This window comes from Flavicella sp. IMCC45537 (assembly GCF_057197705.1).
Genome location: NZ_CM170067.1, coordinates 2,412,343 through 2,426,933 on the forward strand (window position 1 = coordinate 2,412,343; position 14,591 = coordinate 2,426,933).

At 33.5% G+C, this 14,591-nt stretch carries 10 protein-coding genes; 4 read left to right on the top strand and 6 right to left on the bottom strand.

What is annotated here, in order from left to right; genetic code table 11:
• Positions 1 to 20 precede the first annotated feature (20 nt).
• From AC2DGP_RS09925 to AC2DGP_RS09940, 4 genes are all read left to right on the top strand, one after another.
• The gene (locus AC2DGP_RS09925) at positions 21 to 3,476 is read left to right on the top strand and encodes a hypothetical protein (RefSeq protein ID WP_484489903.1); all 3,456 of its coding nucleotides are present in this window, start codon (positions 21 to 23) and stop codon (positions 3,474 to 3,476) included.
• An 89-nt stretch (positions 3,477 to 3,565) separates the two neighbouring features.
• Positions 3,566 to 4,750, top strand: coding sequence for a glycosyl hydrolase family 17 protein (locus AC2DGP_RS09930; protein WP_484489904.1), 1,185 nt, complete (start codon positions 3,566 to 3,568; stop codon positions 4,748 to 4,750).
• A gap of 5 nt (positions 4,751 to 4,755) precedes the next feature.
• On the top strand, positions 4,756 to 5,775 hold the full coding sequence (locus tag AC2DGP_RS09935) for a glycoside hydrolase family 2 TIM barrel-domain containing protein (protein WP_484489905.1): 1,020 nt from the start codon (positions 4,756 to 4,758) through the stop codon (positions 5,773 to 5,775).
• 31 nt (positions 5,776 to 5,806) lie between these two features.
• Complete coding sequence (locus AC2DGP_RS09940) at positions 5,807 to 7,237, top strand: MFS transporter (RefSeq protein WP_484489906.1); 1,431 nt, start codon at positions 5,807 to 5,809, stop codon at positions 7,235 to 7,237.
• A 66-nt stretch (positions 7,238 to 7,303) separates the two neighbouring features.
• Here AC2DGP_RS09940 and AC2DGP_RS09945 read toward each other — a convergent pair whose 3' ends face one another.
• The 6 genes from AC2DGP_RS09945 to AC2DGP_RS09970 all read right to left on the bottom strand — a co-directional run bounded on the left by AC2DGP_RS09945 (position 7,304) and on the right by AC2DGP_RS09970 (position 14,578).
• Positions 7,304 to 8,188, bottom strand: coding sequence for a glycoside hydrolase family 17 protein (locus AC2DGP_RS09945; protein ID WP_484489907.1), 885 nt, complete (start codon positions 8,186 to 8,188; stop codon positions 7,304 to 7,306).
• Between the two features lie 199 nt (positions 8,189 to 8,387).
• A complete protein-coding gene (locus AC2DGP_RS09950; RefSeq protein WP_484489908.1) occupies positions 8,388 to 8,840 on the bottom strand; it encodes a 6-pyruvoyl trahydropterin synthase family protein in 453 nt (150 codons plus the stop codon).
• 14 nt (positions 8,841 to 8,854) lie between these two features.
• On the bottom strand, positions 8,855 to 9,610 hold the full coding sequence (locus tag AC2DGP_RS09955) for an enoyl-CoA hydratase/isomerase family protein (RefSeq protein ID WP_484489909.1): 756 nt from the start codon (positions 9,608 to 9,610) through the stop codon (positions 8,855 to 8,857).
• 44 nt (positions 9,611 to 9,654) lie between these two features.
• Positions 9,655 to 10,992: an MATE family efflux transporter gene (locus AC2DGP_RS09960; protein WP_484489910.1), complete on the bottom strand. Its 1,338-nt coding sequence runs from the start codon at positions 10,990 to 10,992 to the stop codon at positions 9,655 to 9,657.
• Complete coding sequence (locus tag AC2DGP_RS09965) at positions 10,985 to 11,833, bottom strand: alpha/beta hydrolase family protein (RefSeq protein ID WP_484489911.1); 849 nt, start codon at positions 11,831 to 11,833, stop codon at positions 10,985 to 10,987. The genes AC2DGP_RS09960 and AC2DGP_RS09965 overlap by 8 nt, the downstream gene beginning before the upstream one ends.
• Positions 11,834 to 14,578 carry a PD-(D/E)XK nuclease family protein gene (locus AC2DGP_RS09970; RefSeq protein ID WP_484489912.1) on the bottom strand — a complete coding sequence of 915 codons (2,745 nt, stop codon included), beginning with the start codon at positions 14,576 to 14,578 and terminating at the stop codon, positions 11,834 to 11,836.
• Between the last annotated feature and the right edge of the window lie 13 nt (positions 14,579 to 14,591).

Below are 14,591 nucleotides of genomic sequence, written 5' to 3' on the forward strand. Positions count from 1 at the left end.
ACTGTTTTTAAACACATATAATGAAGACTACTGACATCAACCTAGAAAACAAAAAAACTCGTTTAGAATCTACGAAAATTGAAGGTAAATTGATTTTTTTTGAAAACGAAAAATATTACAAAATCACAAACAGTGATGAAATGCGTCCATTTTTTATGAGTATTGTAAGTGACTCTAATCATTGGATGTTTATTTCTAGTAATGGTGGTTTAACCGCTGGAAGAAAAAATTCAGAATTTGCCTTATTTCCATATTACACAGATGATAAAATTACTGAATCGGCTGATATCACAGGAAGCAAATCAATTTTTCATATCCAAAAAAATGAAAATAATTTTCTTTGGGAACCTTTTTCCATAAGACAAGAAGGACTGTATAACACGCAGCGTAACCTCTACAAAAACAGCTTTGGAAATAAAGTTATTTTTGAAGAAATCAATATCGACCTTGGTGTAACCTTTAGGTACCAATGGAATTCAAGTAATCAATATGGGTTTGTGAAAAAATCCACCTTAATCAACAACTCGACTGATTCCATCAGCATAAAACTTATTGATGGAATTCAAAACATAATTCCTGCAGGAGTAACTTCAGACTTACAAAACAGCCGCAGTAATCTAGTTGACGCCTATAAAAAAGGTGAATTAGAAGCAGAAGTAGGTTTAGGAATCTATGCTTTAAGTGCAATTATAGTTGACAAAGCAGAGCCAAGTGAGGCGTTAAAAGCAAACATAGCTTGGTCAACGGGTCTCGACAATCCAACATATCTAATTTCATCTTCCCAACTAAATAATTTTAGAAAAGGAAAAGAACTACATCAAGAGGAAGATATAAAAGCTGAAAAAGGTGCCTATTTCGTTTCTACCGAAATCGAATTGTACCCAGAAGAGCGAAAAGAGTGGATGTTAGTTGCCAATGTAAACCAAACCATGGTGAATATCATCGAAATCTCTAATTTGATTAAATCCGATAAAAATCTTTCTGAAGTTTTACAACTCGATATTGAACAAGGAACCCAAAATTTAATCGACCTAACCTCAACTTCTGATGGACTTCAATTATCTGCAGATAAATTGAGAAACACAAGACATTTCTCAAACACACTTTTCAACATCATGAGAGGTGGGATTTTTGACAATGACTACAATATTGAAAAGCAAGATTTCATCAAATACATCTCAAAGGCGAACAAAAAAGTTTTCAAAAAAAGAGAGGAAGTTCTGAAGCAACTACCTGAAATTTTTACGCTAAAATTTTTAAAAGAATTTGCAGAAAACGATAGAGACAAAAATTTTATAAGACTGGCATTTGAGTATATGCCTTTAAAATTTAGCCGAAGACACGGAGATCCGAGTAGACCTTGGAACAAATTCTCAATAAATACAACAAGTGATGATGGAACCAAAATATTAGATTACGAAGGGAATTGGAGAGATATTTTCCAAAATTGGGAGGCCCTTGCTCACTCCTATCCAGAATTCATTGATAGTATGATTCACAAATTTTTGAATGCTACTACTTTTGATGGTTACAACCCATATAGAGTTACCAAAGATGGTTTTGATTGGGAAATTATTGAACCTAATGATCCTTGGTCTTATATTGGGTATTGGGGAGATCATCAAATCATTTACCTTCTTAAGTTTTTAGAGTTTATTGAAAATCATTATCCAGACAAACTAGAAACCTACTTCAAGCAAGAGATCTTTGTATATGCAAATGTTCCTTATAAAATAAAAAGCTACGAAGACATTCTGAAAAACTCAAAAGACACAATTCTTTTTGATGAGGAACTAGATCTTGAAATCAATCAAAGAAGAAACCAGCTTGGCGCAGATGGAGCTTTAATTACAGATAAAATTCACTCTATTTACAAAGTAAATATGATTGAAAAGTTATTGGCAACTGTGCTAGCGAAAGTTTCTAATTTTATTCCTGAAGGGGGAATTTGGATGAATACGCAAAGACCTGAATGGAATGATGCAAACAATGCTTTGGTTGGAAATGGAGTTTCTATGGTTACCCTCTATTACTTAAGAAGATTTTTAAATTTCTTCGAAGAAATTGTAAAAAAAACCTCAACGGAAGACAATGACGTTTCAGAAGAATTAGCTCAGTTTTTCCATCAAGTTGTTAAAAGTCTAGATGAGAACAAAAACATACTAAAATCAACTATCTCAGATGCTGATAGAAAAAATGTTTTGGATGGATTAGGAAGTGCTGGAAGCGTTTATAGAAATTCTATTTATGAAAATGGTTTTACGAGTCATAAAAAATCAATTACGAAATCAGAACTATTAAATTTCTTTTCACTTACTAAAGAATATTTAGACCAAACAATCGCTTCAAATAAAAGGAAAGACAATCTATATCATTCTTATAATTTAATGACCATTGAGAATGACAATGAGATTTCTATCTCCTATCTACCAGAAATGCTAGAAGGTCAAGTGGCTGTTTTAAGTTCTGGTTTTATTTCAGGAAAAAGCTCTTTAGAATTGTTAGATGCCTTAAAAAATAGCGCCCTATTCAGAGAAGATCAGTACAGCTATATTTTATATCCAAACAAAGACCTTCCAAGATTTTCTTTAAAAAATAATATTTCCAAGACCACCATTAACAATTCAGAACTATTAGCTCAGCTTCTAAATGATGGCATCTCAACAATTGTTGAAAAAGATGCTAATGGAAACTTCCATTTTAATGCAAACTTTAACAATGCTGATAGCTTAAAATCAGCCTTAAATGAATTACCTGAAAGCTATAGCTCACTTATAGAAAAAGATACAGATTACCTATTACAATCCTTTGAACAAATTTTTGATCACAAATCTTTTACAGGTAGATCAGGTACTTTCTTTGGATACGAAGGTTTAGGATCCATCTATTGGCACATGGTCTCAAAATTAGTTTTAAGTATTCAAGAAACTTGTCTAGTTGCTGTTGAAAAGCAAGAAGACTCAAAAATAATCGGAAGATTATTCGACCATTACTACGAGGCCAATGAAGGAATCGGAGTACACAAATCTCCTGAATTATATGGAGCATTCCCTACCGATCCTTATTCACATACTCCTGGAGGAAAAGGAGCACAACAACCTGGAATGACAGGGCAAGTAAAAGAAGATGTATTAAGTAGATTCGGTGAACTAGGTATTTATGTTAAAAATGGGAAAATTGGTTTTAACCCTACTATGTTACGCAAAGAGGAATTTTTAAAAGAAGCCAAAACTTTTCGATACAAAAACCTCATGGGAACTTATAAAGAATTGCTTATTGAGAAAAACTCCTTATGCTTTACTTACTGTCAAACGCCTATCATCTATAAACTGAGCGACAAAAACACAATTGAAATCGCACTTTCAAACAAGCAACAAATTACAATTAACCAACAAGAACTTGAGCAAAATCTAAGCAATAAACTCTTTAGTCGTTCGGGTGAGATTGAGCAGATAACCGTATCAATCACTAAATAAATTTTACATAAATGCGAATTATTAATAAATCACTTCTTATTGTACTTATTAGTTTTTCTCTTTTAGGATGTTCAAATAAGCATAAAACCATGAATAAAACTGCTTCAGAAATATTAGGAAATCCAGATTACTTAGAGATGTCTTACGGAGGATATCGTCAAAACTCTAGATCCATCCAACCTAGTCTTAACGAACTTAAAGACGACATGAAAATTCTTGCTGCTATGGGAGTAAAAATTATCAGAACCTACAACGTTCAACTGGATCAAGCAAAAAACATTTTACAAGCCATTACAGAATTAAAAAAAGAAGATGAAGGTTTTGAAATGTATGTAATGCTTGGAGCTTGGATTGATTGTAAAAATGCCTGGACAGAATACCCGGTTGACCATAATCAAGAAAGTGAATTCAACCAAGATGAAATAAACAGAGCCGTTTCTCTAGCTAAAAAACATGCAGATATTGTAAAAATTATTGCTGTAGGAAATGAAGCAATGGTGAAATGGGCTACAAGCTATTATGTACAACCCAAAGTAATTTTAAAATGGGTAAATCATTTGCAAGAATTAAAAAAATCAGGTGAATTACCCTCAGATATTTGGATTACAAGTTCCGATAATTTTGCCTCTTGGGGTGGAGGTGACGGAGAATATCACACAGAAGATTTAAATAATCTGATTCATGCTGTTGATTATATTTCTATGCATACCTATCCTATGCATGACACCCATTACCATCCAATATTTTGGGGCTTGGAAAACGATGAATCTAAACTAACATCAATTCATAAAATTGACTCCCTAATGTCAAGATCTAAAAATTATGCTATTTCTCAATATGAAAGTGTAAAAAACTATATGCAAAACATTGGTGCTAACAAACCCATACACATTGGTGAAACAGGATGGGCTAGTTACTCAAATGAACTCTATGGAAATGAAGGATCTAAGGCCACAGACGAATACAAAGAAGCTATCTATTACAACCTTATGAGGGAATGGACAAACTCTAAAAACATATCCTGTTTCTATTTTGAAGCTTTTGATGAACCATGGAAAGATGCAAATAACCCAGGAGGATCAGAGAATCATTTTGGATTATTCACGCTAAACGGAGAAGCAAAATATGCTTTATGGGATTTAGTAGATCAAGGAAATTTTAAAGGACTTTCAAGAAATGGACATTCCATTAAAAAAACTTACCAAGGGAATCTGGAAGCGCTTTTAAACCAAGTTCAATTACCAGAAAATTATTATGAACAGTTAGATTATTAATAAACATGAAGAAAAAAATCATTTACATAATTCTAGTGATCTGCTTCAGCTTGGTTAGTTGTGGTGAAGATAAAACTCAAGATAAAATCTCGGTTCATAAGAGATCTATCCTTGTTAACAACCAACCATATAGTATCAGAGGTATTTGCTATCATCCTGTTTCTAAAGGCGAAGACAGCAGAAGTTTTTCCAATTTAGACGTGGATTTAACACTCATGAAAGCAGCACACATCAATACAATACGTGTGTACCAACCTATTCATGACAAGACAGTTTTAGATAAGATTCATCAGGCCAATATGAAAATCATCATCGGTTTTGGGTACAACCAAAATGGCAATTATGATATACGATCAGGAAGTTATTTACAGTATATAGAAAAATTTAAAAACCACCCCGCAATCTTAATGTGGGAACTTGGCAATGAATACAACTATCATCCTGAATGGTTCGATGGGGCCATAAAAAACTGGTATAATGCGATGAACAATGCTGCGAATGAAATAAAAAAAATTGATCAAACGCATCCTATCACAACTGCCCATGGCGAATTACCAGATGCTTTGGCATTGGAATTGTCGCCAAGTATTGATGTTTGGGGCATGAATGTATACCGTTGGGATAACCCAGAAAAAATATTCTCTGAATGGGAAGCTACCTCGAACAAACCGATGTATTTATCGGAAGCTGGTGCTGATAGTTATATGACGATTGAAAAACTAAACTACGCTGAGGGAGTCAATGAGAAAGCACAAGCCGATGCTACTAAAAACATATTAAAAAGTGTTTTCAACAATGAAAATATTTGTTCTGGTGTTACACTATTTGCCTTCGTGGATGAACTATGGAAAGCGGGTAACAACAATCAACTTGACCCAGGAGGATGGGCTCCAAATAGTAGCGGAGTTCCCTATGACGGCACACCAAATGAAGAATATTGGGGTATTGTTACAATTAACAGAACACCAAAGCAAGCCTATTACATCGTAAAAGAAAAATACCATACAGTTTCTAAAAATCATTAACCACGATTTTTAATATAACAAAACTACACTTATGAAAAAACCAACAACAGCACCTGAAGATATTGTACCAATTGGCCAAAAAGTTGCCTTTGGAGCAGGGCATTTAGTATTAAACTTACTACCTGGATCTCTTGCTATTTTTATGTTCTTTCTTCTAACTGCCTTTGGTATGGACCCCTTTTTAGCAGGTCTCTTGGGAGGTCTTCCCAGGATATTTGATGCTATTACAGATCCTATCATGGGATTTATATCGGACAATACAAAATCAAAATGGGGACGTAGAAGACCTTATATTTTTATTGGAGCCATCGCAAGTGGAGTTCTTTTTGCTATTCTGTGGCAACTAGATCCTGAAAATTCACAAATGTTCAATTTTTGGTATTTCTTAATTTTATCTATGGTATTTTTAATTGGAAATACCATGTTTGCCACACCCTTAATCGGACTTGGTTATGAGATGACTTCTGACTATAATGAAAGAACTAGATTGATGGCGTTTTCTCAGATCATTGGTCAAATCGCCTGGATGATTGTTCCTTGGTTTTGGGTATTAATTGCAAATCCAAACGTATTTGAAACGCAAGCCATAGGAGTTCAAAAACTATCGGTAATCGTAGGTTCTATTTGTATCGTTCTTGGACTACTACCTGCTTTATTTTGTAAAGGAATTGATTCTGCACATATGGAAAACAGAAAGAAAATAACCTTTAAAACCATGTTTTCTAACGTAAAAGATTTATTTCAAGGAATTATTCAAGTATCTAAAAACAAACCGTTCATGAAGTTATGTGGCGCTACCTTTTTAGTTTTCAACGGATTTCAACTAGTTGCATCCTTCAGTTTTTTCATCATTGTATTCTTTATGTTTAACGGTGACTATGGGTTGGCTGGTACTTGGCCTGCTTGGTTTTCAACTGTAATGGCTTTTGTCACTGCTTTTCTTGTAATTCCGGTAGTTTCTTGGATGTCTAATAAATTTGGAAAACGAAAAGCATTTATATATTCAACACTAATTTCAATTGTTGGTTATATTCTAAAATGGTGGGGATTCGACCCTGACATGCCTTGGTTACTGTTTATGCCAATCCCTTTTATTTCTTTTGGTATAGGAGGCCTATTTACCTTAATGATGAGTATGACGGCTGATGTATGTGATTTGGACGAACTAGAGAATGGAATGCCGAGGAAAGAAGGAACCTTTGGAGCTATCTATTGGTGGATGGTAAAACTTGGACAGGCTTTAGCCTTGGTCTTAGGTGGTTTGGTATTAAAAATTGTTGGATTCGATCAAAATGCAGCCATGCAATCTGTTGAGACTTTAACCAAACTGAGACTTGCAGATATCATTATTCCTGCAATAACAGCGGCTTTGGCTGTTTGGGTCATGTGGAGTTATAGTTTAGATGAAAAAAGAGCAAGAGAAATCAAAGAAATTTTAGTAAAGCGTAGAGGAAAACTATAACAAATCTCATCTTCTCACATAAAAAAACACCCCATTTTTTCAAATGGGGTGTTTTTTTATTTTATTCTAAAATTTCATGTTTTCATCTTTATCCCATAGTCCCCAGTAGGCTCCTACATCACCTTCAGCTCCAGTTTTCCATGATTCATCAAAAGAAGAAAAATAAAACAAATCAATATCCTCTTCAGCAGACCATTTTTGGGCATTTATAAAATATTTTATAGCATTTTCATAAGAAGGAACCGCACCATGAAAAGTTTGTCCTTTATTTGTCCAACCTGTTTCAGACACAATTACCTTTTTCCCTTTTGCAGCCTTTACCGCTCTAGCATACATTTCTTTCATATATATCAATGAATATTCCATGCTACATCCCTCCCAGTAAGGATAACAATTTGCAAAAATAACATCACAAGCTTCGGTTACTTTTGGCTTCTGCTCAAACTCATAGTAAGCATCCACATAGCCCACTGGAACATTTGGCAAAGCATTTTTGACCTCATAAATAAACGATAATAACTCATCTTCCTCTAGATCTCCTCTATACAAAACCTCATTACCTACTGCTGCCAAATCAACGTATCCCTCTTGCGCTATCTTGATTAGGTTCTCTATTTCTCTTTTGTTTATTTCTGCATCATCACCAAGCCAAGCACCCACCATCGTTTTCATTCCTAGTTCATGTGCTATTTTTGGAATCAATTCGTTTCCATCTGTGCACGAAAAAGATCTTACCCATTTCGTATACGGTTTTATTATTTCTAACCTTCTTCTAATTTGAGTTTCAGTAAGAATATCTCCTGGTTGTTGTCCTTCTTCATAGGGGCTAAAACACAAACCATGCATTCCTTTATTCAATACTTCTTTAAACAATAGCTCTAATTGCTCTTTTGATTTGTTTGACGTCTCTACTCCGGTCAAGGACATCATTTTTTCATACCTAACTGACATATTTCTATTTTTAGTTTAATTAGTAATATTTATTGATTTCTCAACAAAATGTTAGGTTTGCAAATTACCATAGTATAAATTTTAAAAGCCGAACATTACCTCTACAACCACTTAACATGATGGTATAAAAAACTATACAAAAAAAGGTCAGTGATTTATCACCGACCTTATATTAAACTAATATTATTTTTTTTACTTGCTATGCATTATCTGAAGCAAACCATTCTGCGTAAGAGGTTCCTGTTTCTTGTAAACGCAAAGAATGTAGTTTCACTGACGATGGAATTTTTGCATTAATTTTTGCTGCAAAATCAATCAACATCATTTCACTTGTAGGTTGATAGTCCACAAGAATAACAGAATGTCCTCGTGTTTCAAGTTCATGAGCTAACTCAACATGCGGAGTATTTTTATTAAAAACGGTAGCATGATCAAAAACATCCACAATCTCATTTTTAACGATTTTTTTCAAATCTCCAAAATCAATTACCATTCCGTATTTAACATTGTTTTTATCATCTATTGGTGTCCCAATTACAGTTACAGAAAGCTTATAACTATGACCATGTACATTTCTACATTTCCCATCATAGCCATATAAGGCATGTCCTGTTTCAAAATCAAATTGTTTGGTAATTCTAATTTTATTCATTCGGCAAAGTTACATTATTTCTTAAACTTACTAAGCGCTTCTTTCGTAAAGTCTGATAATACTAAATCACCACTAATAGAGGCTCTTTCTTTCAATAATTCATTCCAGTTTTCCGTTCCTTCCCAAAAAACTTTTTTCATTTGTTTTAAGGCTTCGGGATTATAACCAGCCAATTGTTTTGCAAGATGATAAGCCTCGTGCAACATCGATTCTTGATCAGTGGTAACCTTTGCATATAAGTTTTTCTCCTGAGCCCATGTAGCAGAATGCCATTCCGCTGCCTCCATAGACAATTGACAAAAAGAGGCCTTTCCCATTTTTCTAGTGACCGCAGGTTCAATTACAAATGCCCCTATACCAATAAAAAACTCAGATAATTTAATTGATGCTCCTTCAGATGCGACAACATAATCACAAGCTGAAGCCAAACCAACGCCTCCACCAACAGCTTTTCCTTGAACACAACCAATTATCAATTTAGAACATTCTCTCATGGCGTTTATCAAGTTAGCAAACCCCATAAAAAATGCCATTCCTTCTTCTTTTGTTTTTATAGACAAAAGCTCATCAAAAGAAGCACCAGCACAAAAAGCTCTATCTCCTTTACTTCGTAAAACGATTACTTTTACGTCTTCTCGACTACTTAACACTTTAAACTCGTTACTTAACTTTTCCAACAAGGAGCTTGGAAAAGAATTGCTTGCAGGATGGTAAAAAGTTACTGTAGCAATTTCATTTTCTATTTTTGTATCTATTGTTCCTAAACTCATAATTCAAATTTACATTATTATAGGATATCGAACAGCTACCCTACCTATCTTTTTAAAAGCAGACTGACATTTTTCTTAAAATAAACATATAAAATTCCGGATCTAAATAACATCCACACGGTAAAAGCAAGCCACACACCTATCAATTGTAAATTAAAATAATCTGCAATTAGTAGCGTTGGAACAAAACCTAAACAAGTAGCTATGGCAACTGTATTTCTTAGCACAACAGCTTCTGCCAAACCTTTAAAAACACCATCATACACAAAGGCTATTGCATTTAATGGCTGTGTTGAGATCACTAACCAAAAAACCATATAAAACACTTCTAGCACATCCGTATCCGAGGTAAATACTTTTCCTATTTGATTGTAAAACAGAAAACAAAGAGACATCAACACCAAGGCAACTATGACTCCATATTTACATAAATCCTTTACCAAAAAGCTTAGTTTTTTCTGAGAACCTTCTCCTTTTAATTTACCTGAAATGATACTACCTACGCTAGCATAACCATCAACAAAAAAGGCAAAAAACAACCAGACTTGAAAACATATGGTTTGCGCTGCAATATATTCTTTTCCATAATCGGTTGCATACGAATTGGCTAAATACAAAGCCAAATTTAATGCCAAAGCACGAACAAATAAATTTACACTTACCAACAAAAGACGTTTTATCTCGAAATGGAATTTTTTAAAAGCCACCAATTTAAAAGGTGTTTTATTCAAATAAAATAGTAAGGCCATAAAAGCCATTACAAACTGAGAAATCACACTCGCATATGCAGCTCCTTCTACATGCATAGGACTCAACACTCCCTCAACTCCATACACCAACAATATGTCTAGAACAGCATTAATAACCGCACCTGTAATACTTATTAACATGGGTATAAATGTATTTTGCAGTCCTGTAAAAACCCCCATTACAGTAAACACAAATAAGGACAAAGGCAATCCCCATGCTCTAATTTTATAATAACTAACCGAATAGTCTAACACCAAACCTGATGCATTGTATAATTCAAAAATCTGATGGGCAAAAAATGAAGTTGTAAAAAATAAAACCAAACTCAACACTAAGTTGATACCAATCATCTGAGCAGGCAGGGAAATAATATTATCTAATTGATTTTTCCCAACATACTGGGCTACAATAGATGAAATAGCTGCTCGTGTTTGACCTATCACCCATACAATTGCAGAGATAAAAGAGCCAGCAATACCGACAGCTGCCAAGGCCTCAATAGAATCAAAAGACACATTACCCACCACGGCTGTGTCAATTATTGATAATAATGGTTCTGCTATGCCAGCGATGATGGATGGAATGGCCAGCCTATTAATTTCTTTAAATCCAACTCTATTGGTTTTACTCATTTTCTGTTTTGATAAACGCTATCGTATTTACAAGAACCTCAGCAAAATCTTTAGGCAACTCTGAACTTTCCCATGGTTGTTTGGCTCCAAAACCATGATCACCACCTGCTACCACATTCAAACTACTTTTTGCACTCCAATTTTGAATTCTCCGAGCCTCTTCTATAGACACCGTAGCATCTTCTGTTCCATGTACAATTAAGTGCGGTATACGAAGTTTTTTAGCTGCCGTTTTGATTGTCAACTTCTCTTCATTTTTCACAAAATCCTCGTAAAACTGAATATAATGAGGCATCTGCTGCAACGTTCTTGCGTTTTCAATGTAGGCCACACCTTCTTTTTTCCAATGTTCTAATATGGGGCCTTCAGGGAATCTTAATTTGTAATCTGACACCGCAGCCCATGTTACTAATTTCGTTATTCTAATATCATAAGCTGCTTTAAGAATCACAGCTCCACCTCCTCTAGAATGACCAATCAATACGACGTTTTTAATATCAATTTCATCTGAGAATTCTTGACTTGACAACACCCAATCTATTACTGAATTTAAATCGTCTTGTTCTATAGAATAATTGTTTTGTCCAAAAGCCTCCAAATCCGGAAAATCAATTGGATTCTCTACCGTTCCACCGTTATGAGAAAAATTAAATTTCACCAAAAACAGATCATTTTCGATAAAATTTTTCGACATCAAATCAAAGGCTCCCCAATCTTTATAGCCTTTATACCCATGACAAAAAATAACCAATGGCTTTTTAGTATGATTTTTCTGATAACAAACATCAATTAAAATGGGCTTGTTATGCACTCCTTGAATACTTCTATTTTTTATTTTCATTTATTGAAAGGGTCTATCTTTATTTTCCTTAAAAGGAATATTCTTATCAAAAATCTCAGCAATTAATTCATGTATCACATCCATAAATTCGGTAATTCTTTCCTCTGTCACCATACTATCCATACTCCTACCTTTTCCGAAATTTAATTTTAAAAATCCAGCGTTTCTATTTTTGAAAGAAAATATCCCGGCCTCTAAAGGTGTTGCGAAAGTATGATTGTTATTTTTGGTATACAAGAATGCATATAACATTACTTGCATTGCTTTGGTGTATTTATAATCTGTCGGAATTTTATCAAATTCTAATATTTTTAATTCTGACTGAGTAACCTTTCCTGTTTTGTAATCTACGATTCGTAATACACCATCTAACTCATCAATCCTATCAACAGATCCACCAATATTTACAGGAAAATCAAGGTTTGGAATCTTAATACCATAAGAATAAACCGTTTCCGTACCTAATATTTTTAAAGAGCTTCCGCTTTTTAAAACTTCTAATTCCTGTTTTAAAAAGCGGTAAATAAAATCTTTTGATACTTCAAAAATTAATTTGTTCTTACCTGAAACAATGTTTCCATTTACAAAGTGTTTTTTGAAATAAAACTCAGTTTTCTGAATATATTGAGACAGCATTAATTTTACATCGTCTATTTTCAAAAATTGATTGATATAAGGTTTGTAAAAATCTTCTAAAACATCATGGATAATCGTTCCCATCGTATTTGCAGCGATAGTCTCCTCAATTTCATCTAAATCTTTTATTTTCAAAACATATCTTTTATAATAAGATAGTGGATCTTCAATATATTTTGCTAGCGCAGAAGGAGAAAAGCCATTCGCGGCAATTTTTTTTAACGCTGATATAACTTCGTCTGTCTTTTCTACAATAATTTCATCTTTTGAATCACTAGTAACCAAGGGAGCAATCGATTTTTTAGTAATATCAATCCCGTCAATCTCCAATTGAGTTAAAAACCTACTTTTTTCTCCCGCACCATAGGCATCAGTCTCGGTATTATAAAATAAATAAACGTTATTTGCCCTTTGAATCAGTCTATAAAAATGGTAAGCAAAAATTGCATCTTTCTCTTGATATGTTGGCAGTTTATATTGCTGCTTAACATCAAAAGGGATAAATGAATTATCAGACTTACCAGCAGGTAAAATCCCTTCATTCATAGAAGTCAGAATCACCGTTTCAAAATCTAATACACGTGTTTCTAGCATCCCCATTAATTGTAGTCCGCTCAATGGTTCTCCCTGAAAGGAAAGTTTCTCTGTAGCAACCAGCTGCTTGTAAATGGACTTTAATGTTTTAATAGATTTTATATGATTATAATCTCCATTTAAATTTTGCAACTGAATAAAAAGATTATAAAAACGATACAAACATTCCTTTTCAAAACCTTCAAAATTCTCTTTTTGAGCATCGATCAAACTAATTAATGAAGCTAAAAATCTCTCAACAGATTGAGACATTTTGAACAAACCTCCAACTAGATGAAACATCTCACTCTCACGCATATATCCATCCACTAACTCCGAAGATATGAAAACTTGATTTTCTGTGATCAGGTTCTGTTTGAGTTTCGACAACCATTCGCTATTAGAAAAAAGTTTTACTGTAAATGGATTTTCCAACAACCTAAAAACATCCTTAAAATAAAATTCATTTGCTTCAATTTTATCCAATTTCACTTGATTCAAATACAAATCAAAAATTGTTTCAAAAAAGCTTGATATGGGCATATCCTTTAAAAGATACCCCATGGTTATATTTAATTTATCAACATTCGCAGGTAGAGAATTTAAAGTTAGCGACAGTAAACTTTCATCAGCTAAAACAAGTGCGGTACGTTCACTACTATCTAATTTCTCTAACAACTCTCCAACTCCTTTAATCTGTGTAATATTTTTAGAAGCAGCAATTTCAGTGATTTTTTTATTGGAATTAAAGTTATCTGAAATTTTATTAAAAAGATGTGATTCAAAATATGTCCAGCTAGATTTATAGCTCCTTAAAAAAGAACCAGCCTCTTTTTTTGAATTCACATAATACGCATCACAATCCCAATAAATATTGGCAATTTTACTATCTAATAAAGCCTTAAAAATTTTCTCTTCTGCTTTGTTTAAAGCATTAAATCCAATCAAGGCTATTTTATTATGTTCATTTACTTTTATATAATCTTGTATATTATTCGCCGCCTCCCTATATAAAAGTCCTTGATATCCCTTTTTTTCTTTTTTTAAGTATTCATAAAAGTTAAAATAATAACGACCTAAGTTTTCCATAAAACTTAGATGTTTTGTCATCATTTCGGTAGATTTTCCGTTTTCAACATCCCAATCTTCAATTCGTTTAATATCTTTTAAATAGCTAAATAGATCATTGCAATCAATCAAATGACGATCTACCTCATTAAAATCCTGCAAACCAATAGATGCCCATTGCGCAAAAGAATCAAAGCTCTCTGGGTTATTCTTTTCTATGCTAAGATAAACTTTATAGAACTCAAACAATAGCGGAACCGTTTCAGCTTTTTGAAACCCAGAAATGGTTTCAATAAATTTTTCAATACTAATTATTTTAGGAAGAAAAGTAGTTCCTCGAATTTGCTTTTTCAACTCTTCTCTTAAAAAAACTCCAGCCCTTTCACTGGGCAAGACACACACCATATCCACAATGGAGGTATTATTTTTTAACAATTGCTCTACTACTTCAGACAAAAAACTTTTCATACACGAATATAAA